The following is a 23,603-nucleotide window of genomic DNA, read 5'->3' on the forward strand; positions in this document are numbered from 1 at the left end:
AAAAGTCTTAGTTAAATTTTCAACACCGACACATAAAACGCAAGATTCATACTATAGTGCTTCTCAATCGAGTCCAATACAGACCTAACCCCCAACCCCTTCCCTTGTAGGGAAGGGGAGCAAGATTCAAAGCCTCTCTCCTTGTAGGAGAGAGGTTTGGAGAGAGGTCAGAGCGTATTGCATACAAACGAGAACCGCTATATTTGAGACATATTTTTATATTTTGTTGTGCTTCCCACAAGTGCGATAACCCAAAAAATGAAGTGTAGAGACAGCCCCTTGTAGACATCAACGCCTCATTTCAACCTCAAAACCTCAACGTTCATGTTCAAAGCTTCAACATTCGACTTCCGAACTTCAATTTTCGACCTCAGAACTTCAACGTTCATGTTCCAAGGCTCAAATTTCGTCCTCAGAACCTCAACATTCACCCTCAAAGGTTCAACCTCCGACTTCAGAACCGCAAAGTTCATGTTCAAAGGCTCAACGTTCGACTTCAGAGGCTCAACTGTCATGTTCTAAAGCTGAAGCTTCTAGTATAAAATGCGATCGCTCTAATTTTTTAGTCCTAATACTGTTGGGTTTCGTTCCTCAACCCAACCTACACTTACTGTATTGAAGTATAAAGTGCGATCGCTCTAATTTTTTAGATCCCATGTGGGACGTAGAGAGAAGAATTGATAATAATGCGATTAATCGACATTGGCAATTTCTTGTGCTAGTTCTTCTGGAGTATATTGCATAAAATCAACTCTGTAACGAGATAAAGCATTAATGAATTCTGCCCGTGTTAGCCCAGCAACTTCTGCTGCTTTAGCTTGAGATATTTCACCTAATTCGTACCATTTGACTGCGGCAGCAATCCGCATTTCTTGCACAAATTCTTCGGGGTTCTTACGAAGAGCCGAGAATACAGTTGATGGTAATTGGATTGGTACTATTTTCATAAAATATTCCTTTTTGCTTTGTTTAATCATTTAATTATCTCCAAAATAACCTGAAACATGGAGCGTAGGCATCACTTACTCCATAATTAAGATACAAGAGACAGTAGAGGTGGTTATGACTGTGCAATTATTAAGACGAAAATTCACAGTGCAGCAATATCATAAAATGATTGAGTCGGGGATTCTGACAGAAGACGACCGAGTGGAGTTGATACGAGGAGAGATTATTGAGATGTCACCCATTGGGACAAAACACGCAGCTTGTGTCAATCGATTGATTAATTTATTGGTGCAGTTGTTGGGAAAACAGGTTGTAGTTGCGGCTCAAAATCCAGTGGCTTTAAACGATAATTCACAACCGCAGCCAGATGTGGCGTTACTCAAACCCCGTGATGATTTTTATGCAACTGCACACCCCCAACCCCAGGATATTTTGTTATTAATTGAAGTAGCTGATTCGACAATTATATATGACAGGGAAGAGAAAATCCCTTTATATGCAGCAGCAAATATACTTGAGGTTTGGTTAGTAGATATTAATGAGCAAATTGTCGAAGTTTATCAACAACCAATAGCTACAGGATATCAACATATACAAAAGTTTGATTGCGGTGAAACTTTATCAATTCCTGGCTTTCCTGATGTCAAAATTACTGCTGATGAAATATTTGGTAGATAAATTAATGGTACTACTTTGGGGAAGTCAAAAAACTTGTAAGCTGCGATTTTTAGCTATTTTGTTCACACGTCCATAAGCTAAACTTGTGACAAGAAAATTGTTGCTGTTTGAAAATGCTATCATGATTGACCTCAGCGCTGAAGCTTGGGAAAAACGATATCAAGAAAATCGCGATCCTTGGGATTTGGGCTGTCCTGCTCCACCATTGATCAATCTTTTGGCATCAGCCCAAGCCCCTAAGCCTGGACGAATGGCAGTTCTAGGCTGTGGTAGCGGACAGGATGCGATGTTATTTTCCACCGCAGGGTTTGATGTGATTGGGTTTGATTTTGCTGCCAGTGCGATCGCTCGTGCTGATAAAATTGCTAAAGCACGAGAACTAAACACGCAATTTTTACAACGCAACATTTTTGACTTAGAAGTAGAGTTTCTCCATAGTTTTGATTATGTATTAGAACACACTTGTTTTTGTGCCATTGATATAGAATTGCGATCGCAATATGTGCAGGTTGTCAAAAACTTACTCCGTCCCAATGGTCAACTAATTGCCCTGTTTTTTACTCATAGTCGGTTAGATGGCCCCCCATTTGGTGTGAAGCCACAGGCAATTTTGGATAGCTTTTCACCCTACTTTGATATCATCCTGTTTCAGGCGGCGAAAGATTCCATCACCGGACGCAAAGGGGAAGAACATTTAGCAATTTTTCAGGTGAAATCGACCTAGCAGCCACAGCCACCGGAAGCAGCTTCCTCATCCTCTGCTTTAAACATCTGCTTTAAATCATCCAGTGTTCCACCCGACAGCGCCCCATAGCCATAGAGGGCAAATCTTTGTGTCACATCATAGACATCGTGGTTTTTCTTGATGTCTGCAAGTAGCCAACTACCCCAGCGAGTTCGACCAGAAGGGACAAAACAGCAGGCAGTGATAATACCAATGGCTGTCCAGATTACTATCATCATATCCACAACTGGGGCAATTTTCATCAATGGTTCTGTTAGTAAACCTGATACTACTGATGCTATGAAAAGACCCAAAACCGTGATGACTAAAAAGAATCCAAAACTCATTCTGATTATAGCTTCCCAGCCTGTGATAAAAAGTTTTTCTTGCTCCAGTTGTTTTTGAAGAAAATCGGTTTTGTATTTGCTGATTTGCCGTAGACTTTGTAAATTTGGATGTTGATGAACTTGTTGCATAATCTGTCGTTCTAAATTGTTAGCTCCAGAAGGAAGTGCTTTTTCAATCGCTAAAGTCCGATGACGCACATTTGGACGCAGATATCCCTGATGGACAAGTTGTGTAATTGCTAACTCCACAGATCGCACACTACCACCTGCCAGATAAGCCATTTGATAAATATCTAGTTGCGGCTTTTGTGGTTGTTGACTCGGTATGCGAATCCAGTAACGCAGAATTAGTCCGAGGATAACGGATACAATCAGAATGGTGATAAAATGATAGACGATAAAATCACTCACAAATCTGCCAAAAGGAGATTTTTGACCTAAATCCACACAACCAGCGATTGCCAAAGCAATTATTACCATAACTCCCAAGGGCCAGGCAAATCTCATTTGAGGTAGACGTTTGGGAATCACCCAATACTCACTTAAGTTAACTCGCTGCATCTTCAGTTCTGCACCAAATCGAATATCGGGGGGTGACCAAATATCTGCTGGTGGAGAGCCAAAAAAATCCCGATAGCTAGTCATTGTTTGCACGTAGAGATGATGGAATTCTGCACGTTCCGTCCGTCCACCCCGCGCGGGATGATGGTGTAATTTTTTCCTCAACACTTTGGGACAAAACTCTTCCCAATAAGATTGTGTTAGTAGCACATGAGCGTGCCACACCTGGTCAACCTGATCTGATGGTACGACTTGATGGTTGGCTACCACAGTTAAAAATGCAAACTTTTTATATTCAGCGATCGCTCTTTGTGTATAGATTAGTGTCCAACCCTGATTTTTCATCAAATGGCGAGTAAACCCAAATTCATGGGTGGGATCATCTAACGCAAAATCTTGTAAACGTTGATAGAGGGCAGCTTCAAAAGAATTTAGCATGGGTAGTGACCTTGATTAAAGGTATGCTCATCATCACTTGCGTCTAGGATCACGATAATTAAATATTGGAAAAGTGTAGTCACGTATAATACATCTATTAATGATAATTTATTTAAAATAGTGAAAACAGATAGTATTTTTTATCGCCTGTTTCAAGAATTTCCCGATATCTTGTTTGAACTGATGGGGAATTCTCCTGATATGGCTATTGCTTACCAATTTTCATCAATTTAAATCAAACAAACAGCATTTAGAATTGATGGTGTGTTTGTTCCCATAGTTGAAAGTGAGCAGCCAATATATTTTATCGAAGTACAATTTCAAGCAGATGCAAGTATTTACTCACGACTGTTTGCTGAAATCTGCTTATACCTACGGCAAAATCAACCCTTAAATGATTGGGGTGCTGTACTTTTATACCCAAATAGGAGTGTAGACACAGGAGACATCAAACATTATCGAGAATTCTTTGCTAGTCAACGAGTTCGACGTATTTATTTGGATGATTTAAGTGAGGCTACTTCATTACCAATTGGTATTGCCACTCTCAAACTAATAGTTGTATCTGAAGATAGAGCGATCGCACAAGCAAGGGAGTTGATATCCAGAACCAAGTTAGAAATAAACCTACCACTAAAACAACAACAGTTATTACAATTAATAGAGACTATCCTGTTGTATAAATTACCCAAAATCAGTAAAGAGGAGATGGAAGAAATGTTTGGCACAAGCGATTTAAAGCAAACCAGATTTTATCAGGAAGTTTTTCAAGAAGGTGTTGAGCAAGGCATTGAGCAAGGCATTGAGCAAGGCATTGAGCAAGGAGAGATTAGAGGTAAATTAAAAGCGGTTTTACCAATGTTGACAGCAGGGTTTAGTTTAGAGCAAATAGCACAAGCTTTAGATTTAAATATTGAAGCAGTACGCCAAGCTACACAACAAAAGTCGCCTAATTCCTCAAGTGGTAATTGAGAAAGATAACTTTTAACTACTATTTTTGGTCTAGAAAGAGTTTCTTAAGACAAATTATTGGTTAATTTTTGTTAATATTGGACACAGTGTTGTTACTTCGTCCTCAAATCCTATAATTCCTACCTGAGAGAAACTCGATGCTGCGACTAGAACATATAAGTAAAATTTATCCTACAGGCGAAGTTCTCAAAGACATCAACTGGGAAGTTAAACCAGGCGATCGCATTGGTTTAGTTGGCGTAAACGGTGCAGGAAAGTCCACCCAGCTAAAGATTATCACTGGGGAAATGGAACCCACATCTGGGGAAATTATTCGGCCGGCGAGTTTACACATTGCCTACCTTAACCAAGAATTTGAGGTAGATCCCCTGCGTACCGTTAGAGAAGAATTTTGGACAGTCTTTAAGGAAGCAAACCAAGCACAGCTAGCCTTAACTCAAGTACAGCGTGAGATGGAAACAGCGACTCCAGAAGAATTAGATGAGCTAATTCATAAATTGGATCGCTTGCAACGTCAGTTTGAAGCTTTGGATGGCTATGGCTTGGAAGCACGCATCGGGAAAATTTTACCAGAAATGGGGTTTGAGCAAGAAGACGGCGATCGCTTAGTCAGTGCTTTCTCTGGTGGCTGGCAAATGCGGATGAGTTTAGGTAAGATTCTCCTGCAAGCACCAGATATCTTACTGCTGGACGAACCGACAAACCATTTAGATTTAGAAACTATTGAATGGCTAGAAAATTATCTGAAAAAGCTGATCACACCAATGGTGATAGTTTCCCATGACCGGGAATTTCTTGACCGCCTCTGCACACAAATAGTCGAGACTGAACGGGGTGTTTCTAGCACCTACCTCGGTAATTATTCTGCATACTTACAACAAAAGGCGGAAAATCAGTCAGCACAACTGAGTGCTTACGAACGTCAGCAAAAAGAAATCGACAAACAGCAAGCCTTTGTTGACAGATTCCGCGCTAGTGCTACCCGGAGTACTCAAGCAAAAAGCCGGGAAAAGCAACTAGACAAAATCGAACGCATCGAAGCACCTATATCTGGGGTGAGAACCTTGCATTTCCGCTTTCCTCCTGCACCCCGGAGTGGACGAGAGGTTGTCATCATCAAGGATTTAACTCACATCTACGATGATAAGATTTTATTCTTGGGTGCAAATCTTTTACTTGAGAGAGGCGATCGCATTGCTTTTTTAGGCCCCAATGGTGCAGGAAAATCTACCCTATTGCGGCTAATCATGGGTTTAGAACCTCCCAGTGAAGGCAGTGTGATATTGGGCGATCATAACGTCATTCCTGGTTACTTTGAACAAAACCAAGCCGAAGCCTTAGACTTGAAAAAAACCGTCATGGAAACTATTCATGATGAAGTACCTGATTGGAAAAACGAAGAAGTCCGCACCCTGTTAGGACAGTTTTTGTTTACAGGTGACACAGTATTTAAGCTAGTAGAAGCATTAAGTGGAGGCGAAAAAGCACGTTTAGCTTTAGCAAAAATGCTCTTGCGTCCAGCCAACTTAGTCATCTTAGATGAGCCTACTAACCACCTAGATATTCCAGCCAAAGAAATGCTGGAAGAAGCGCTGCAAAACTATGATGGGACAGCCATAGTCGTATCTCACGATCGCTATTTTATTTCTCAGGTAGCTAACAAAATTGTGGAAATTCGAGATGGAGAATTTCGCGTCTACTTAGGCGATTATCACTATTATCTGACAAAAATTGCGGAAGAAAAAGAAGCTGCCAGATTAGAAGCGATCGCTGCGGAAAAAGCTGCTAAAAAAGCCGCTAAATCTGCCAAGGCTGGCGGTAAGAAGAAATAAAAATGGGTAATGGGTAATGGGTAAGAGTTTTACCAATGACCATTGACTATTGACTAATGACTAGGTTAAAGAAAAGCTAAAAAAATATAGAGTTATGTCATAAAAAAAGTTAATAAGCAGAAATTCACTTGCAGTGGTAATTAGCAGTGGTATCATTCGGGTATTACAAAAAGTAAAGGGCAATTTTACTATGACCAAAGCACCTGTTGCTCCTGTGGTGCTAGTCATTTTAGACGGATGGGGCTACTGCGAGGAGAAGCGAGGAAATGCCATTATGGCTGCCAAAACTCCAGTCATGGAAAGTTTATGGGCAGCTTATCCCCACACCCTCATCCATACATCAGGGAAAGCCGTAGGATTGCCAGAGGGTCAAATGGGTAACTCAGAAGTTGGTCATTTGAACATTGGTGCTGGGCGAGTCGTACCACAAGAATTGGTACGCATATCTGATGCCGTGGAAGATGGTTCTATCCTCAGCAACTCAGCTCTTGTCAAAATTTGCCAGGAAGTTCGCTCTCGAAATGGCAAGTTACACTTAGTTGGGCTTTGTTCTGAGGGGGGTGTACACTCACATCTCACCCATCTGTTCGGACTAATTGACTTAGCCAAAGATCAGCGAATTTCCGACGTTTGTATTCACGCTATTACCGATGGTCGTGATACTGCACCAGTAGACGGCATCAAAGCGATCGCTGCTATAGAAGACTACACAAAACGTCTAGGTATTGGCCGCATAGTCACAATTAGCGGGCGCTACTATGCAATGGATCGCGATCGCCGTTGGGATCGGGTACAACGGGCTTACGATGTGATGACACAAGTCGGTGCGGGTGATGGTCGCAAGGCTGTTGATGTCTTGCAAGCTTCATATTCCGAAGGGGTGACGGACGAGTTTATCGTTCCAGTTCGCATTGCTCCTGGTACAATCGAGCCAGGAGACGGGGTGATATTCTTCAACTTCCGCCCAGACCGCGCTAGACAACTAACTCAAGCTTTTGTTAGCCCCGAATTTACAGGTTTTGCCAGACAACAGGTTAAACCTTTGTCTTTTGTCACATTTACCCAATACGATGGTGATCTACCTGTAAATGTAGCCTTTGAGCCGCAAAATCTCAGTAATATTCTGGGTGAAGTCATCGCCAATCAAGGGTTAAAACAGTTTCGCACTGCCGAAACCGAAAAGTATGCCCACGTCACTTACTTCTTTAACGGTGGCTTGGAAGAACCTTTTGCTGGGGAAGACAGGGAACTTGTCAGCAGTCCGATGGTCGCAACTTACGACAAAGCCCCAGCCATGTCAGCAGCAGCTGTCACAGATACAGCGATCGCTGCCATTAAAAAAGGTATATATTCCCTGGTTGTGATCAATTATGCTAACCCAGACATGGTAGGGCATACTGGTCAAATAGAACCAACAATCACTGCCATTGAAACAGTTGATCGCTGTTTGGGTCGTTTGTTAGAAGGCATCAGCAAAGCAGGTGGGACAGCAATTATTACTGCCGATCATGGCAACGCTGAGTATATGCTAGATGAAGCAGGTAATTCTTGGACAGCTCACACTACTAACCCAGTCCCCCTAATTTTAGTGGAAGGCGAAAAAGTAAAAATCCCTGGAAGTGCTACCAATGTTGAACTACGCAGCGATGGCAAACTAGCCGACATTGCACCCACAATTTTAGATATTTTACAACTACCCCAACCACCAGAAATGACAGGGCGATCGCTCTTACAACCGACAGCATACGATGTGCAAAACCCCCGCACTCGCATACCAGTAGGTCTTAACTGAGCTATGAGAGAACAGTCACTGTGTCAATGTAGTGATTTTTCTCTCTGTGTCTCTGTGCCTCTGTGGTAAAAATAACTTATTTAACCACAGAGACACAAAAAACACAGAGTCTGTTAACTGTTCTCCCCTGAAAAACCCTTCCGTTTAGAAACTTGTGATAAAAGAAAGAGATTGCTACCATGACAATTACTAATATAGTGCAACTAATTTGGGCGCTTTCCGCGACAGGTATGATTATTTTGGTATTGCTTCACAGTCCCAAAGGTGATGGCATTGGAGCCATTGGTGGACAAGCACAGTTATTTAGTAGTACCAAAAGCGCTGAAAACACCCTTAACCGCATTACTTGGGCATTAACAGTCATATTTATGGGTTTAACAGTAGTTTTAAGTGCCGGCTGGCTACCTAAATAAAATCAAGGGGATGAGTAAATGGGCAAGAAAATTCGGCACCCAAAACCTCATAACCGCAAAAATTTTATAACCAAGCGCTTACTAGCAGCCCTCGTCTTCACTATTAGTACAGGGCTGCTCATTATTTTGACAAATATTCCCTGGAGCAATACTTTAGGTGCAAACTCCTCACCCACATCATCTCACTCTCATCCCTTACCATCTACGCTTGCAAAATGGCAAGACAGTACAAATAGCGGTGATTATTTTTCTCAAATCGCTACAACTCCAGTAGGTTATTTAATTTGGTCACGATTTCCGGTGCGAGTTTACATCAAACAACCACCAGTAGTTAACCAACAATGGGTTAACAGCATCTTGCAAGTTGTCCAAGAGTGGAACAATTATTTACCATTGACAGTTGTTGAACAACCAGAAATTGCCGATATTATATTTAAGCGTCAAACCCCTCCTTTAGAAATAGGTGAAGATAAAGTTCCTCGTGCGCGTTCTGCACTGACTCGCTACGATTTATACACGAGCGACAACATCTTATGGCATCGCTGCACTATTTTGTTGAGTCCCAGCCAGACAGGTAATTATCTTATCGCCGCCGCACGTCATGAACTTGGTCACGCTTTGGGTATTTGGGGACATAGTCCATTACCAACCGATGCTCTATATTTTTCTCAAGTCCGTAACCCACCACCAATTTCTACTAGAGATGTAAATACCTTAAAGCGGATTTATGAACAGCCCACCAGCTTGGGTTGGCAACATTCACCCTCAATCTCAAGATAGAGATTATCAATAATTATTCTCAATCAGACTTGAGGCAGAATCTGCCAGAGTGGGTTTGTTGTATGATGATTATTGGAACATATTGATATTTGAGCATTTCTGGTCTAATCTCTACATAAACCCTACCTGCAAATGCTGCTTCAGTTATATTGCGATATGTGAGCCAATTACTACTTTAGTGCCATAGACAAGAGTTTTTTTGTTAGTATTCAAAAAAACCAATAGACACAGTTCCTGTTAGATTGTTGTTTGTTAGTAATTCTCAAGAACCGTAAAAAGGATAAAGCATCTGAGGTTGAATGACTGATTATTTCCAAGGAAATTTACCATTAAAGTCCGTCTCAGTGGCCAAGAGTGCTATCAGAAGTCCAGAGGCTGAAACTGAGTCGAGTGGAAATTTGGCTCTAACCATTGCTGAAGCTGCATCAGACCGGAAAGCGGGAGATATTTTAGTACTGAGGGTCGCTGATGTTTCTTACTTGGCAGATTACTTTGTCATGTTGACTGGTTATTCTAAAGTCCAAGTGAGAGCGATCGCTGACGCAATTGAAGCACAAGTAGCAAGTGATTGGCAACGACGACCTTTGCGGACAGAAGGAAAAGCCGAAGGAAGTTGGGTTCTACAAGACTACGGCGATGTCATAGTCCATATCATGATGCCGAAGGAAAGAGAGTTTTATAATTTAGAAGCATTCTGGGTTCATGCAGAACGTATTCCTCTGCCAAAATCTGATGAGGATGAGGGTAAGCCAACATGATGAAGTCGTCCCTGGCAAATTGTCCAGTTCCTATAGACCAACAGCCACTCAACGAGTACGAAGAGCTAAAAACTTCCTGGCTATTTCGTGATTGTGCCTTAACTTGGCGAGATTATACCACAAAATTAATCTGGATTTGGGGTTTATCTTGGCTGGTGGCTGGGCCAGTAGCAGCAGCTAGTTTTCCTCCACATAAATACATAGTTCACTTTATGCTTTGTGGTGCGGCTGGAGCTAGTCTAGGAGTAGTACTGAGTTTGCTGCGTTTGTACCTGGGATGGCTGTATGTGCGCGATCGCCTCTACGATACAACTGTATTCTATGAGGAATCAGGCTGGTATGATGGTCAAACTTGGATTAAACCACCAGAAGTCCTCAACCGCGATCGCCTGATTGTCACCTACGAAATTAAACCAATTCTCCAACGGTTACAATTTACCTTCGCTGGCTTGGCGGGAATCTTTCTTACTGGTACTATAGTTTGGCATTTGTTTTCATAGTCAACACTCAAAAGTCAACGTCAATTGACTATGGACTGTTGACTTTTGATTAATAACTAAAAAGAGATAAAATTTAACCCATGACAATGGGCAAGCGAACTCAAGCCGCAGCACTGGAAGTCCGGTTGTTGCGAGAAGGTATTATTGAATCAAGACACATCGTCCAGGCTGTTGTGTGTGACGAACGAGGGCGAGTACTTACTGTTGCCGGTAATTCGGAAACAGCTACCTTTGTCCGTTCTGCACTCAAACCATTTCAAGCACTGGCAGTCACTACGACAGGTACACTGGAACGTTATGATCTGAGCGATCGCGACTTAGCCATCATCACCAGTTCCCACAGAGGGACAATCGAGCAGGTACGACAAACATTTAACATCCTTTGGCGAGCTGATCTTGATCCTTCAGTACTCCAATGTCCCATTCCTCCAGGCAAAAGAAGTCCTCTGGAATACAATTGTTCTGGTAAACACGCAGGAATGTTGGCAGTTTGTCAGCAGCGCCATTGGCCTTTAAATAATTACTTAGACCGCAAGCACCCAGTCCAGCAGTTAATCTTGGCTAAAGTCGCAGAATTACTGCGAATGCCAGCCGCAGAGTTTATCAGCGCTCACGATGACTGTGGCGCACCCACATACCTGCTACAACTAGGGCAAATTGCCTCCTTATACGCACTTCTAGCCGCCAGCAACAACTTGGATATGGAACGCATTGTCCGCGCTATGAGCCATCATCCAGCAATGGTAGCCGGAGATGGGGAATTTGACACAGAACTAATGCGTCTCACCCCAGGCGAACTAGTCAGCAAAGCAGGTGCAGAGGGCATCCAGTGCATTGCTAGACTCGGTGAAGGTATGGGATTGACCATTAAAGTTATAGATGGCTCTAAACGGGCAAAATATGCCGTTGCCATCTACTTACTACAACAGATGGGTTGGATTACCCCCAGCGTCGCCGAAAGCTTGGCAGAAAAGTTTATGAACCCTGGAAAATACACCCGTCTAGAGGTTGTGGGAGAATTATCGCTTTTGTAGTTGCCAAACTTATCAGATTGAGCTACAGTAGATAAGTGAAGCAAACGACGCGGGATAGAGCAGCCTGGTAGCTCGTCGGGCTCAAAGGTAAAGTCAACTAAGCGCTTTTTAATTGACTTTGCAGTGGGCGGTGCATGAAGAAACTCGTGTACGATTACTTGTCAAACTCGGGGAAGCCAATAGCGCGGTAATCCCGAACCAAGCTCTGGAAACAGAGAAGGTGTAGAGACTGGGAGGCAAGCACCCTAACAGTAATGCTGAGGGTGAAGGGACAGTCCAGACCACAAACCAGTAAAGCTGGGCAGTGAAAGCTGTAGATGGTAAGCATAACCCGAAGGTCAGTGGTTCAAATCCACTTCCCGCCACCAAATAGAGAATAAAACCCTGTAACTTTTAAGAGTTGCAGGGTTTTGTTTTAAGCTGAAATTAGGTTATTTCCTCTAGCCAATGGACACAAAACTTAAGGGAGATATAGCGGAACAAGCAGCCATACTTCATGCCTTAAAGCGTGGCTGGGGAGTTTTAAGGCCAGTGGGGGATCGCTTACCTGACGATTTAGTATTTGATATGGAGAGGACTTTCATTAAAATTCAAGTCAAATACGCTTGGTTAGATGAGCCATCGGGTAATTATGTTGTAGATAATCGCCGCACTAAAACCAACCGTAGGCTCATGCTTCGAGAAGCGTATACACAATCGGACTTTGATTTTGCCCTATTGTACATAGAGAAACTCGACTTGTTCTATATCTTTCCGGTAGATGTATTTATCGGCTATGGTAGCGAAATACACCTTGTCGAAACCGAAAAACGGCAGCGTAAACCTCGTTCTACACAATATCGCCAAGCTTGGGAGTTAATCTTACAAGCAGCAAGTAAAGAAAATTGTGTCTTTTCGCCAATGCAATTCGGTGAGTCAGGTTTTTGATCTATTCTTAAGTTGGAATCTTCCAAAAAGTGCAGAGAATCATGGTTGTGAAGTTGCAGCGACCAATTTTAATCGGAGGATTAGGATTATCCTTTTCCTTGTGGATGCTGGAAAGTTGGCATCATTCAATCGTACAGTTGAGTGAACTGAGTCTATTCAGTGCTTTAGCGGTTGGTGGTGGCTTGTGGTTTTTTAAACGTCAGCGACCAAAAGACAGTACAGAACAGCTAAATGGTAAGCTTGTTGATAGAGCAACGGCAGAAAGTGCGATCGCCAAAACTGAAGCTGTAATTAATCAGTTAGCACAAGAAGCTGAAAACCAGCAAGCTTTAGAACCACTGCGAACACAACTCGCTCAATTACAGTTGGAGTTGGACAGGCAAAACATTACACTGGCTGTCACTGGTGGACAATCAGTTGGTAAGAGTACTTTAATTCGAGTGCTAGAGTCTAGCCAGCAAAGAGTCACATTCCAAGAAACAGCACCATTATTTAAGGAAGTAGGTAATAGCTCAGATACTCATATTCTGGCAGAAATTACCAAGGCTGATGCTGTCCTGTTCCTAACCAATGGTGATTTGACAGATACAGAATTTCAAACCTTACAACAAATACAAGCAGCAAACCAGCCCAAAATTCTGGTTTTCAACAAACAAGACCAGTATTTACCAGACGAGAGAGCTAGTATATCACTCTCATTAAAACAGCGAGTGCAAGATCATGTAGTTGCTGTTTGTGCTTCTCCCGTCGCCATCAAAGTCCGAAAACATGAAGCTGATGGTGCTGTACAAGAGTGGATGGAACAACCCGCACCCGATGTCCAGCAGTTGACACAGCAATTGAGTGAACTTTTAGCACAGCAAACGCAACAATTGGTGTGGACAACGACTACGAGACAAGCCAGATTGTTAAAAGCTGAGGCGAAAAACTGGTTAAATAGTGTAAGAGGCGATCGCTCCATCCCAATTATCGAACAATATCAGTGGATAGCGGCGGCTGCTGCCTTTGCCAACCCAGTACCAGCCCTAGATATCCTAGCAACTGCGGCAATCAATGCTCAAATGGTGATGGATTTAGGTAATATCTATCAGCAGAAGTTCTCTCTAGAACAGGCGCAAACAGTAGCCGGAACAATGGGAAGCCTGATGTTGAAGTTGGGCTTAGTAGAACTTTCCACCAAAGCTATCACCACAGTCCTCAAAAGTAACGCCGTTACCTTTGTCGCCGGTGGTTTAGTCCAAGGTGTCAGTGCAGCTTATCTCACCAGGGTTGCTGGTTTAACTCTCATAACCTATTTTGAGCAACAAGAAATAGCCCTAGATTCTGGAAGTAATTTGAATCTAGACAAATTACGCCAAACCTTACAAAACGTCTTCCAACAAAATCAGCAGCTAGGTTTTCTGCAAGGTTTTGTCAAGCAAGGGATGAAGCGTTTGTCGCCAGAAGTACAGGCGGTTGAAGTGGGATAATTTCACGCAAAGGCGCTAAGTTTTGCTGATGCGTCTTTGCCTCTTGAGATAAAAATCTAAAAAATAATTTGGTAGCCAACTAACCATAAATACACATTATTGTTGAAAAAAGCTATTACAAAATACTCAAATAACTTTGCTCATAATTCATTGGTAACACTCGCAATTGACGATTTTTTAAGTCTGGTTCTAACCCTAAAATTTCCATTGGTGTTATCCCTAAAAGAGCATAGGGTACTTCTGTCAATTCCAAGCAATCAAAAGTTCCTCGACTTTCTGCAATACTCAATTCCACATCTCGGAAAATTCTTCCTTGCTTGACTCCAGCTGCTGTCTCTACCTGAGCTTCTCCACCTGGAGTTAAACCTAGTTGATTAATAACACTACTGGGTAAGCATAGTAAGGTAGCACCTGTATCTACTAAAACATCATTCAGGATACAACCACAAACTTCTTCAGGAGAAATAAAGCCTCGCTGGGCCAGTACTTGATCAATTCTATTTGTCACAGTCAGGGTAACTATAACTTGCCCCATTTGCTTATAAGGAAGATTTGGTATTACGAGTTTACCCATTTCTTTTTACTCCTAAAAGCTCTTTACTTTTAAGCTAGAGACACAAACGCCGAGTTAATATTTGACTATAAAAAAGTTCAGAAGACAGACATTGGTAACTTGCATGATAGGTCAAATTCTCGGTGGACGCTACCAAATTCTAGAACAACTTGGTCAAGGGGGATTTGGAGTTACTTTTATAGCTATTGACATCAGCAGACCGGGCAATCCTCAATGTATTGTCAAACAGTTTAAATCCATGTCTACCGACCCATATAGTTTGACAGTTGCCAAAAGATTGTTTGACACCGAAGCTGAAAAACTAGAAAAGTTAGGAAATCATGACCAAATCCCGCGACTGCTGGCATTCTTTGCAGAAAACCAACAGTTTTATATAGTACAGGAATATATAGAAGGTCACGACTTGACTCAAGAATTAATCTTAGGTCAACAACTAAGTGAACCGATAGTCATTAAACTTTTACAGGATATTTTAGAAGTATTAGCTTTTGTTCATCAACAGAACCTCATCCATCGGGATCTCAAACCTTCAAATATTCGCCGTCGTCGGTCTGATGGCAAAGTTATCTTAATTGATTTTGGTGCAGTTAAAGAAGTTACTACTCAAGTTGTCAATCCTCAAGGAAAACCGACTTTAACAGTTGCTATTGGTACTCCTGGTTATATGCCTGGTGAACAAGCAAAAGGTCAACCAACATTCCACAGTGATATTTATGCCGTGGGAATTATTGCCATACAAGCTTTAACGGGGATAAATCCCTATCCTAGCGGATTCCCGACAAACCCACAAACAGGGGAAATTGTCTGGCGTACTCACACTCAAGTTAGTCTTAAACTAGCAAATATCATCGATAAAATGGTGCGCTACGATTACCGTCAGCGTTACCACTCAGCTAGTGAAGCACTGGAAGCGGTGAAAACTATATCTCCCAAATATTCACTCAAAAAAGTAGGGTTAGGAATTGGTGTATTAGTAGTAATTACTCTTTTAATTTTCTGGATCTTCTCTCAATTTAGTAAGCCAAAACTTACTTTTGCAACTTACGAAGGGCTTAATTCTGGTATCACCATTAAATATCCCTCAGAGAATTGGCAACTAATTAAACCCAGTGATGATATTGGCGGTGAATTAATCCGCTTTATCCCAAAAAATCAAAATCAGACAGATTCTTGTCTCTTGGAAATTACAATTAATACTAATGAATTACCTCAAAAATTGTTATCTTTAGAAGAATATAAAAATCTAGCATTCAGGAAAATCACCAGGAATAATCCCAATCAACAAATTACAGATAATTCTCAACCATCAACAACCCTATCAAAATTTCAGGCTTATAAATTAACTTATACTCGCCAAGAAGAACAATGTAAGCTGCAATCTATGGAAATTGGCACAGTCAGAAATGGTAAGGCTTACTTTATTACTTATACAGCAGAAGATAAAGAATATAACAAGTATTTAGATGTTGTAGAAGAAATGATTAATTCCTTGGAAATTAAAGCGGAATGACTTTTTATTGTTTGCAGTTTATGAAACTTTTTTTCAACGAAAGTTTATTATGTCGGCAGTTGCAAAATATCAATTTACTTCCTAACCCACAGCAAAATCTGTAAATTTTCTTTTATAAGGTGAATGAAATCCTATGACAATATCTTGTTTGGGAACACCCATCGCCACTAATTCTTCCGCAATATTTATCTCTGTTCCATTCCATTGAATCCAAATTTTTTCATTTTTGATATCAATGTGTATTGAACAACCATATACACGACGTTTATTTTCCCAACCTACATGAACAATTTGATAATGGTCGCGCACAGTATCAAATATTTGTTCTACTTCTACATCTCTATAAGAAGGTTTATAACTACCATATTTTGTCAAAAGTTGCTGAATGTATTCCCGATATTTTTCTAACTTATCCATCTTACTATCTCCTCAATTTCAGTATCGTAAATCACTAGCTTTAATTGAAATTCATAAATTTTGCAGCTATTAGTTGTTACTACACTTTACACAACATACAATTAAGATTACTATTACAATAAAAATTCCTTATTTATGGACTGGCAGCAATATATTCATTCTGACCCCAAAATATTGTTAGGTAAACCAACACTCAAAGGTACACGATTATCTGTGGAATTTATACTAGGTTTATTTGCTAATGGTTGGACGGTACAGCAAATTTTAGATAATTATCCAACTTTAACACCACAATCTGTGCAGGCTGTGTTTGCTTTTGTTGCTGAGTGTATGCGAGATGAATCTTTGTATATGCTACCTTTTTTGTCTTGATATTTTTAATATATATTACTACAATAGTATGATAATTGTTGTGATTATTTAACCTTATGCAAGTTAAAGATTTAACAGTTGAAGAACTAAAACTGTTGATACAGAAAATTGTTACAGAAACCATTGAATCCCTGTTGATTGATTTTGAAGAGGATAGGGAAGTAAAGCCTGAAGTCAAGCAGCAACTCCTTGATTCGCTACAGCGTACTCAAAATGGGGAACGTGGTATTTCTGCGGAAGAAGTGGCGAAAAAACTGGGATTGAACTGGTAATGAGCTATCAAGTCGAGTTTAAAGCCGAAGCGATCGCTGGTTTAGAAATACTAACTTTAACAATTCAAGAGCGTTTATTACGTAAAATTCGCTGGTTATGTGAAAATTTTGATAACCTGACTCCTCAAGCTTTGAGTGCTGATATGAGTGGTCTGTTCAAATTGAGAGTAGGAAACTATCGGGTTATTTATTCCTTCGATATTGAAGCTTTATTAATCACGATTCACAAAATTGGACATCGCCGAGATATTTATAATTAATCGCGTTTTATCCAAGGAATCAGAGAAAATCACTACTCAGACAATCCCTACAATTTTTTACAACTAGACTCGCCTGCATGAACTAAAAACTCTCTAAATCATTATCCGAGTATCCAGCACTTACAAACGCAGGACTCTTACCTTGCTTTTTAATCAGTTCTAGCAAGGCATGATTACAACGTTCAGTAAGTTCTGGATATTGATTTGCGACCGATTCTAGTTCTGTTATTCCACAATTATCACTTAGATCAAAGCCGAGTTCGATTAATTCTTCAGTGTGCTTAAATGCTAAGTTAAAAATCTCCTCGAAATTTATCAATTGTTCATACATAATTACAGCCAATTCTTAAGCTCGTTTATAAGTGCTAACTGGTAATATAGTATTTATTACCAATTCAATAATTATTAAAATTGATTATGACACAACAGATTTTTGAAGGAACTTGGGAAGAAATTCTGCAACACGCCACTGAATTTGCCGGACAACGAGTGAGGTTGACAATTTTAACTACTGAAACTGCTAGTCAACCAGTAGAAGAAAACTTAGGTAAGCGGTTGCAAGGAAGAGTGGGAAAAGTTCATTTTCAACCCTCTAATTTATCTGAGTTTACAGGAGAGGCTTTTGCTGAATTACTAGAAAATCAGTATAATTCTTCAACATTAAACCAGTGATTATTTGTGATGCCTCTGCTCTGATTGCTCTAATTAACAGAAATGATTCTAATCATCAGCGTTGTGTAGATATTTTACCTCAGCTATCTGCACCACTTGTGACAACTTGGTCTTGTTTTACAGAAGCAATGTATCTGCTAAGTCGCTATGGTGGCTGGTTAGCACAACAAGAATTATGGGGTTATATCGCTGATCAAATTCTTGTGTTGTATACCAACACTATAGAAGAACAGCAGAGAATGCAAGTGTTAATGGAGCAATATCGAGATATACCAATAGATTTAGGAGATGCTTCTTTGGTAGCTATGGCTGAATCTTTAAATCAGAGAAGAATTTTTACACTTGATAGGGATTTTCAAATATATAGATTGTATGGCAATCAAGCATTTGAGGTTTTTCCTTGAGAACTAGTGTAGTATTCCAGCAGAAAATAGCTACTCAGACAACCGCCAAATTTTGATAGTCGCGTCAGAACTACCACTAGCTAAAGTTCTGCCATCTGGGCTAAAGGCGACTGAACGAACCGAATCAGAATGACCATTAAGGGTACGAATTTCTTGCCCTGTAACGACATTCCAAATTTTGATAGTCTTGTCATTACTACCACTAGCTAAAGTTCTGCCATCTGGGCTAAAAGCGACTGAATTAACCCAATTAGAATGACCATTGAGGGTACGAATTTCTTGCCCTGTAGCGATATTCCAGATTTTGATAGTCTTGTCTGAACTACCACTAGCTAAAGTTCTGCCATCTGGACTTATGGCGACTGAATAAACCGAACCAGAATGACTATTGAGGGTACGAATTTCTTGCCCGGTAGCGATGTTCCAGATTTTGATTGTCCTGTCATCACTACCACTAGCTAAAGTTCTGCCATCTGGACTTATGGCAACTGACCTAACCCAACTAAAAACACCTTTGAGGGTACGAATTTCTTGCCCTGTGGCGATGTTCCAGATTTTGATAGTCTCGTCACGACTACCACTAGCTAAAGTTCTGCCATCTAGACTTATGGCGACTGACCAAACCCAATCAGAATGACCCTTGAGGGTACGAATTTCTTCCCCTGTGGCGATGTTCCAAATTTTGATTGTCCTGTCATTACTACCACTAGCTAAAGTTCTGCCATCTGGACTTATGGCGACTGACCAAACATCATAAGAATGACCATTGAGGGTACGAATTTCTTCCCCTGTGGCGATGTTCCAGATTTTGATAGTGTTGTCATAACTACCACTAGCTAAAGTTCTGCCATCTGGACTTATGGCGACTGACTTAACCCAATTAGAATGACCTTTGAGGGTTTTAGCTAAAACAAAATTGCCGGATGAGTTATTAAGATTTACAGGTGTTGAGGTGATTGACTGTGGTGGCTTTGGGGTGGGTGTAGGTGTCGGTGCTGGTGCAGTTGCTATCGGCTGCACAGATGGCGCAAGACTTAAATAAGTCTTCAACGGAATCCCATACACGGTAGTAGCATTAGTATCTGGACGAGTTATAGCCCTTCCGTGAATCCCCACTAATTTACCCTGCTCATCGAGTATCGCTCCCCCACTCATCCCCGGAAAACCACCGATGTCATACACAAAGGCATAACCATCTTTTGGGTTTCTCACGAGACGGGAAATTGCACCCCTACGAAAATCAATGTCTGATGTTCCTTGAGGATAACCTGCTACAGAAATATTTGTACCTAATGCTACTTGGTCAGAATTTCCCTTTTCGGCAACACGGTAATTTGCATTACTCGTAAACTGAAATACCGCCAAATCAACGCCAGAAAATTGCTTAACTTGACTCTTATTGAATGTATATCTTTTACCATCTGGTGTTTGTACTGTGTAGTTACCTTCAAGTTGGACTACGTGCCAGTTGGTAACCACAATATAGATATCACCTTGACGCTCAATAATTACTCCAGAGCCAGTATTTGCGCCATCAATGCGGACTGTAATTTGTTGAGCAATTTCAGAAATTTCTTTCGGTGTCAACGCTGTAGCGGCTGGTTGCACTATGACAACTGTTATACCCAATAATAATGCTGAAAGTACACCAGCCACCCTCATGATTTATTCTCCTGATGATTTTGTAATACTTCTTTTTTAATCGGTACAGCCATAAGAGAGTAAATGTAATTGATTGTATGCCTTATTAAATTACTAGAAAATGTGAAAATACAAGGTTGGTTTAATTGGGATAACATACAAAATATCAAATTAAATAGCTACTCAGACAACCGCCAAATTTTGATAGTCGCGTCCTCACCACCACTAGCTAAAGTTTTACCATCTGGACTAAAGGCGACTTTCCAAACCAGCGAGGAATGACCATTAAGGGTGGTAATTTCTTTCCCTGTAGCGATATTCCATATTTTGATAGTTTTATAAAAACCACCACTAGCTAAAGTTCTGCCATCTGGACTAAAGGCGACTGACGGAACCAAAAAAAGATGACCATTCAGAGTACGAGTTACTTGCCCTGTGGCGAGATTCCAGATTTTGATAGTCTTGTCGCTACTACCACTAGCTAAAGTTTTGCCATCTGGACTAAAGGCGACTGAAATAACACCTTTAAAATGACCATTGAGGGTACGAATTACTTGTCCTGTGGCGAGATTCCAGATTTTGATAGTCTTGTCTGCACTACCACTAGCTAAAATTCTGCCATTTGGACTAAAGACGATAGAAAAAACTCCCCCTTCTTTTTGATCTTCATATTTGATTTTTTGCGAATGTCCAAACAGGGTATTTGCTAGAGTAAACTTAGCGGCTGATGGCGCATTAGCCACTGGCGGCTTTGGTGCTGGCGCAGTTGCTACCGGACGATTTTGAGGCTTTGGAGTCGGCGTAGTTGAAACTGGTGGCTTTGGTGCTGGTGCAGTTGCAACTGGTTGTGCTGATGGCGCAAGACTTAAATAAGTCCTCAACGGAATCCCCGACACAGTAGTTGCATTCGTGTCTGGGCGAGTTTTAGCGAGTCCGTGAATCCCAACTAATTTACCCTGTTCATCTAGTATCGCTCCCCCACTCATCCCTGGAAAACCACCGATGTCATAAACAAAGGCATAGCCATTTTGTGGGTTTGTCAACAGACTCGAAATTGCACCCCTGAGAAACCTTATGTCTGAGGTTCCTTCTGGATAACCAGCTACAGAAATATTGGTTGCTAATGCTACTTGGTCGGAATTTCCCTTTTCAGCCAGACGGTAATTTTGGTTACTAGTAAACTGAAACACCGCTAAATCAACACCTGGAAGTCGCTTGACTTGACTATGATTGAATGTATATCTTTGACCATCTGGTGTCTGTACTGTGTAGTTACCTTCGAGTTGGACTACGTGCCAGTTAGTCACGACAGTATAAACATTACCTTGAAGCTCAATAATTACCCCAGAACCAGTATTCGCGCCATCAATGCGGACTGTAATTTGTTGAGCAATAGTAGCAATTTCTGAGGGTGTCAAGGCTGTAGCGGTTGGCTGGACTATGACAATTGCTGTACCTAATAATATTGCTCCAAGTCCACCAACAAACCTCATAATTGATTCCCCTGATACATCAATATTGATAACTGTTCACTGATTTAACCGGCACAGCCATACTAGAACGGGTAATTAGTTCTTGTAAATAGGCTTCCGGTTGAGAACCATCTTGATAAACTTCCGGTGTCTCCCAAAGCGGATCTTTATGTAAGCTATTAATCCCCACGACTTCACCATGTATATTCAGCAATGGCGCACCACTCATCCCTTTACGGACATCATTGGTATATCCAATCTGGTAGCCTTGCTCTAAGGCTTTGTCTAATAATAGAGTGACTTTTCCAGAGGTGAAAATAAACTGAGTTTTGGTCAAGTTAGACTGGTTTTGATGTCCTAAATCAGCGATAAATCCACCGACAAACACCTCATCCCCAACTCGCAAGTTGGACAAATCAGAGAGGTTAGCGACTGGATAAACTATATCGGGACTACGAAACTGTAACACAGCTAAATCATCCTGCTGTAATTTGGCAACTGGCAACACATTAGCTTGATATATCCTCCCATCTGGTGTTTGAATTTGATAGGGTGGTTTAGCGGCTCTCAAAACATGAGCATTGGTGAGGACTGTATAAATTTGACCTTGGCGTTTTAGCAGTGTTCCTGAACCTAGTAACTCAGATGCGGAAATTTTGACGGTGATTGTTTGAGCTAATTTTTGCAATTGCTCGGTAGAAAGTCTAGTATGTTGCTCTCTTCTGCTCAACTCCCTAGAAAGGTTTTGCTGTTTTGACAGTGCAAAGAAAAAACCTCCAAGACAAATCAGCAAGCAAACTAGATAAACAATCTTGCTTCTGAGTAGCCATTTCATGTAAGTATTGCTCACTCAAGCAGCGTTAAGGGACTTCCAAGTAAAAAAATATGCAATTGGGTGGGGTGCGTGAGTGTGATTAAACCATACTACACCCAGAAATTCTTCATACTGACGCACCCTACAAACTAAAAACGTGGTTCTACGGGTTTTGTTTGGTTAGTGCTAGGAGTAGATGAAGTACACTCGTTAGTGTCTACAAGCCGCTTCACATCCAAATAAACCTCACCTTGCTCATAGCTAAAAGCTTGACATCCACTTAAATTAATCACTGATTCACCTACACCTCGGCGGAAATCAAGTATTTGCTGTAAAACTCTGCCGGTATCAGTTCCCGGTTTGAGGGTGACTAATATATTGTCTGCTGTGCAAGATGCGCCTTTGCGATTGGTAATACACAAAACTGGATGATTGTTGAAGTTATCTCTACTGGTGATAAATAGTGAACCATTATCATAAAAGCGTTGAAATCTGGCGGAAACAATTCGACAACGCTGTGCAGGTGGGAATTTTTTAAAGTCTTTGACTACCCAACGGATAAACGTCTCATTTCCCCGTGAGGTGCGTACCTTAGTGACAGGTACACCATTTTCTTGTTTGCAGAAGAATTTGTTTTCTCTGGCTGCACTTGGTTGGTTAGTAGTGGTGACAGCTAAAGCTGAAATTGCGACAGATGTTGCTACGCTGGTGAATCTGTGACTTAATAACTTCAGTTGCATATATTTCAGCACTCTAGGAATAACATTAGATTAATTTCAACTTGGAACCACATAGAGATAGCTACCAACACAAGTTACCAATTTTCGGAAAAATACTCGAATATATCCGTAAAAATCGGGTTTTTTAATAAACAAATTATAAAATAAATACGTGAGAATTGATAGATGAAAGGCGATCGCACATCTCTCACCCCTAAACACCATCTCCGGGGTGGTGGCGTACGAATGTAAGTAAATTTACTTTTCTCTGGGTACAATGAAGTCACAGCTACTAAGGCCATA

General features: G+C 41.1%; 26 protein-coding genes and 3 pseudogenes. 18 read left to right on the forward strand and 11 right to left on the reverse strand.

The window, feature by feature from the left end; genetic code table 11:
* Window positions 1-692 precede the first annotated feature (692 nt).
* Window positions 693-947: a UPF0175 family protein gene (locus FD725_RS12035; RefSeq protein ID WP_179048370.1), complete on the reverse strand. Its 255-nt coding sequence runs from the start codon at window positions 945-947 to the stop codon at window positions 693-695.
* Window positions 948-1,062: 115 nt separating this feature from the next.
* Between FD725_RS12035 and FD725_RS12040 the strand changes: the two genes are divergently transcribed.
* Window positions 1,063-1,626, forward strand: a complete 564-nt coding sequence (locus FD725_RS12040) for a Uma2 family endonuclease (RefSeq protein WP_179048371.1) — start codon at window positions 1,063-1,065, stop codon at window positions 1,624-1,626.
* An 85-nt stretch (window positions 1,627-1,711) separates the two neighbouring features.
* Window positions 1,712-2,350: a methyltransferase domain-containing protein gene (locus tag FD725_RS12045; RefSeq protein WP_256871894.1), complete on the forward strand. Its 639-nt coding sequence runs from the start codon at window positions 1,712-1,714 to the stop codon at window positions 2,348-2,350.
* Here the strand turns inward: FD725_RS12045 and FD725_RS12050 are convergent.
* Complete coding sequence (locus FD725_RS12050; RefSeq protein ID WP_179048372.1) at window positions 2,347-3,696, reverse strand: TIGR04222 domain-containing membrane protein; 1,350 nt, start codon at window positions 3,694-3,696, stop codon at window positions 2,347-2,349. The two genes, FD725_RS12045 and FD725_RS12050, sit on opposite strands and share 4 nt — an antisense overlap.
* 120 nt (window positions 3,697-3,816) lie before the next feature.
* On the opposite strand from FD725_RS12050, the pseudogene FD725_RS12055 reads away from it, so the two are divergent.
* From FD725_RS12055 to FD725_RS12100, 10 genes and pseudogenes are all read left to right on the forward strand, one after another.
* Window positions 3,817-4,668 (forward strand): annotated as a pseudogene (locus tag FD725_RS12055) (Rpn family recombination-promoting nuclease/putative transposase).
* Window positions 4,669-4,805: 137 nt separating this feature from the next.
* Window positions 4,806-6,500: an ABC-F family ATP-binding cassette domain-containing protein gene (locus FD725_RS12060; RefSeq protein ID WP_179048373.1), complete on the forward strand. Its 1,695-nt coding sequence runs from the start codon at window positions 4,806-4,808 to the stop codon at window positions 6,498-6,500.
* A gap of 190 nt (window positions 6,501-6,690) precedes the next feature.
* A complete protein-coding gene (gpmI, locus tag FD725_RS12065) occupies window positions 6,691-8,292 on the forward strand; it encodes a 2,3-bisphosphoglycerate-independent phosphoglycerate mutase (RefSeq protein ID WP_179048374.1) in 1,602 nt (533 codons plus the stop codon).
* 179 nt (window positions 8,293-8,471) lie between these two features.
* A complete protein-coding gene (gene secG / locus FD725_RS12070; RefSeq protein ID WP_179048375.1) occupies window positions 8,472-8,705 on the forward strand; it encodes a preprotein translocase subunit SecG in 234 nt (77 codons plus the stop codon).
* 18 nt (window positions 8,706-8,723) lie between these two features.
* Window positions 8,724-9,485, forward strand: a complete 762-nt coding sequence (locus FD725_RS12075; RefSeq protein ID WP_179048376.1) for a peptidase — start codon at window positions 8,724-8,726, stop codon at window positions 9,483-9,485.
* 299 nt (window positions 9,486-9,784) lie between these two features.
* Complete coding sequence (gene rsfS, locus FD725_RS12080; protein WP_179048377.1) at window positions 9,785-10,243, forward strand: ribosome silencing factor; 459 nt, start codon at window positions 9,785-9,787, stop codon at window positions 10,241-10,243.
* On the forward strand, window positions 10,240-10,743 hold the full coding sequence (locus FD725_RS12085; RefSeq protein ID WP_179048378.1) for a CGLD27 family protein: 504 nt from the start codon (window positions 10,240-10,242) through the stop codon (window positions 10,741-10,743). Before rsfS ends, FD725_RS12085 begins: the two co-directional genes overlap by 4 nt.
* A gap of 80 nt (window positions 10,744-10,823) precedes the next feature.
* On the forward strand, window positions 10,824-11,777 hold the full coding sequence (locus FD725_RS12090; RefSeq protein WP_179048379.1) for an asparaginase: 954 nt from the start codon (window positions 10,824-10,826) through the stop codon (window positions 11,775-11,777).
* Between the two features lie 447 nt (window positions 11,778-12,224).
* Window positions 12,225-12,704 (forward strand): group I intron-associated PD-(D/E)XK endonuclease, encoded by a 480-nt coding sequence (locus FD725_RS12095; RefSeq protein ID WP_179048380.1) that lies wholly within the window; start codon window positions 12,225-12,227, stop codon window positions 12,702-12,704.
* A gap of 41 nt (window positions 12,705-12,745) precedes the next feature.
* On the forward strand, window positions 12,746-14,173 hold the full coding sequence (locus FD725_RS12100; RefSeq protein ID WP_179048381.1) for a YcjF family protein: 1,428 nt from the start codon (window positions 12,746-12,748) through the stop codon (window positions 14,171-14,173).
* Window positions 14,174-14,288: 115 nt separating this feature from the next.
* On the opposite strand, the gene FD725_RS12105 is transcribed toward FD725_RS12100, so the two are convergent.
* The gene (locus tag FD725_RS12105; RefSeq protein WP_179048382.1) at window positions 14,289-14,747 is read right to left on the reverse strand and encodes a retropepsin-like aspartic protease; all 459 of its coding nucleotides are present in this window, start codon (window positions 14,745-14,747) and stop codon (window positions 14,289-14,291) included.
* A 103-nt stretch (window positions 14,748-14,850) separates the two neighbouring features.
* Here FD725_RS12105 and FD725_RS12110 point away from each other — a divergent pair, with 103 nt between their 5' ends.
* Window positions 14,851-16,257 carry a serine/threonine-protein kinase gene (locus FD725_RS12110; RefSeq protein ID WP_179048383.1) on the forward strand — a complete coding sequence of 469 codons (1,407 nt, stop codon included), beginning with the start codon at window positions 14,851-14,853 and terminating at the stop codon, window positions 16,255-16,257.
* 81 nt (window positions 16,258-16,338) lie between these two features.
* Here the strand turns inward: FD725_RS12110 and FD725_RS12115 are convergent, their stop codons facing one another.
* Window positions 16,339-16,674: a XisI protein gene (locus tag FD725_RS12115; protein WP_179048384.1), complete on the reverse strand. Its 336-nt coding sequence runs from the start codon at window positions 16,672-16,674 to the stop codon at window positions 16,339-16,341.
* Between the two features lie 135 nt (window positions 16,675-16,809).
* On the opposite strand from FD725_RS12115, the gene FD725_RS12120 reads away from it, so the two are divergent.
* From FD725_RS12120 to FD725_RS12130, 3 genes are read left to right on the forward strand one after another with little or no spacing between them, the layout of a single operon-like run.
* Window positions 16,810-17,046 (forward strand): DUF433 domain-containing protein, encoded by a 237-nt coding sequence (locus FD725_RS12120; RefSeq protein ID WP_179048385.1) that lies wholly within the window; start codon window positions 16,810-16,812, stop codon window positions 17,044-17,046.
* Between the two features lie 56 nt (window positions 17,047-17,102).
* Window positions 17,103-17,318, forward strand: coding sequence for a hypothetical protein (locus FD725_RS12125; RefSeq protein ID WP_179048386.1), 216 nt, complete (start codon window positions 17,103-17,105; stop codon window positions 17,316-17,318).
* The gene (locus tag FD725_RS12130; protein ID WP_179048387.1) at window positions 17,318-17,578 is read left to right on the forward strand and encodes a type II toxin-antitoxin system RelE/ParE family toxin; all 261 of its coding nucleotides are present in this window, start codon (window positions 17,318-17,320) and stop codon (window positions 17,576-17,578) included. Before FD725_RS12125 ends, FD725_RS12130 begins: the two co-directional genes overlap by 1 nt.
* 82 nt (window positions 17,579-17,660) lie before the next feature.
* Here the strand turns inward: FD725_RS12130 and FD725_RS12135 are convergent, their stop codons facing one another.
* On the reverse strand, window positions 17,661-17,909 hold the full coding sequence (locus FD725_RS12135; RefSeq protein ID WP_179048388.1) for a hypothetical protein: 249 nt from the start codon (window positions 17,907-17,909) through the stop codon (window positions 17,661-17,663).
* An 86-nt stretch (window positions 17,910-17,995) separates the two neighbouring features.
* On the opposite strand from FD725_RS12135, the gene FD725_RS12140 reads away from it, so the two are divergent.
* A complete protein-coding gene (locus FD725_RS12140; protein WP_179048389.1) occupies window positions 17,996-18,250 on the forward strand; it encodes a hypothetical protein in 255 nt (84 codons plus the stop codon).
* Window positions 18,247-18,654, forward strand: coding sequence for a type II toxin-antitoxin system VapC family toxin (locus FD725_RS12145; protein ID WP_179048390.1), 408 nt, complete (start codon window positions 18,247-18,249; stop codon window positions 18,652-18,654). Before FD725_RS12140 ends, FD725_RS12145 begins: the two co-directional genes overlap by 4 nt.
* A gap of 30 nt (window positions 18,655-18,684) precedes the next feature.
* On the opposite strand, the gene FD725_RS12150 is transcribed toward FD725_RS12145, so the two are convergent.
* From FD725_RS12150 to FD725_RS12175, 6 genes and pseudogenes are all read right to left on the reverse strand, one after another.
* Window positions 18,685-20,316 carry a trypsin-like peptidase domain-containing protein gene (locus FD725_RS12150; protein WP_179048391.1) on the reverse strand — a complete coding sequence of 544 codons (1,632 nt, stop codon included), beginning with the start codon at window positions 20,314-20,316 and terminating at the stop codon, window positions 18,685-18,687.
* A 158-nt stretch (window positions 20,317-20,474) separates the two neighbouring features.
* A pseudogene (locus tag FD725_RS12155) lies at window positions 20,475-20,996 on the reverse strand (WD40 repeat domain-containing protein); the annotation flags it as partial.
* A gap of 297 nt (window positions 20,997-21,293) precedes the next feature.
* A pseudogene (locus tag FD725_RS32445) lies at window positions 21,294-21,788 on the reverse strand (serine protease); the annotation flags it as partial.
* Window positions 21,789-21,807: 19 nt separating this feature from the next.
* Window positions 21,808-22,602 (reverse strand): serine protease, encoded by a 795-nt coding sequence (locus tag FD725_RS12165; RefSeq protein WP_179048392.1) that lies wholly within the window; start codon window positions 22,600-22,602, stop codon window positions 21,808-21,810.
* Between the two features lie 128 nt (window positions 22,603-22,730).
* The gene (locus FD725_RS12170; protein ID WP_179048393.1) at window positions 22,731-23,321 is read right to left on the reverse strand and encodes a COP23 domain-containing protein; all 591 of its coding nucleotides are present in this window, start codon (window positions 23,319-23,321) and stop codon (window positions 22,731-22,733) included.
* A 74-nt stretch (window positions 23,322-23,395) separates the two neighbouring features.
* Window positions 23,396-23,602, reverse strand: coding sequence for a hypothetical protein (locus tag FD725_RS12175; protein ID WP_179048394.1), 207 nt, complete (start codon window positions 23,600-23,602; stop codon window positions 23,396-23,398).
* Between the last annotated feature and the right edge of the window lies 1 nt (window position 23,603).

The organism is Nostoc sp. TCL26-01, from assembly GCF_013393945.1.
Taxonomy (GTDB): Bacteria; Cyanobacteriota; Cyanobacteriia; order Cyanobacteriales; family Nostocaceae; genus Trichormus.